The 244-nt window shown below is 40.6% G+C and carries 1 pseudogene; it reads left to right on the top strand.

Going from position 1 to position 244, the window contains the following annotated elements:
• Nucleotides 1-206 (top strand): annotated as a pseudogene (locus R0J88_RS22725) (penicillin acylase family protein); the annotation flags it as partial.
• Between the last annotated feature and the right edge of the window lie 38 nt (nucleotides 207-244).

The raw sequence follows: 244 nt of genomic DNA, 5'->3' as shown, positions 1-244 counted from the left end.
CTATTTTAAATACCTTACCAGAGCGCGACAAACAGCTGTTAAAAACGTATGCTCAAGGCGTAAGCGAAGGTTTAGCCCAAGTAGGGTATCCCAGCTCTGAATATATACTGACCGCCGCAACGCAAAAACCGTGGCAAAGCGAAGACAGCTGGTTAGTGATTTGTAGCATGTACGTAGATTTACAAATTAGGACATGTAATCGCGATTAAACTTTGATTCAATTAGATCAGATATACAGTAGTAA

The organism is Pseudoalteromonas sp. SIMBA_162 (assembly GCF_046535955.1).
In the GTDB taxonomy this organism is placed as follows: Bacteria; Pseudomonadota; Gammaproteobacteria; order Enterobacterales; family Alteromonadaceae; genus Pseudoalteromonas; species Pseudoalteromonas marina.
This window is presented reverse-complemented; position numbering and strand designations above follow the sequence as displayed.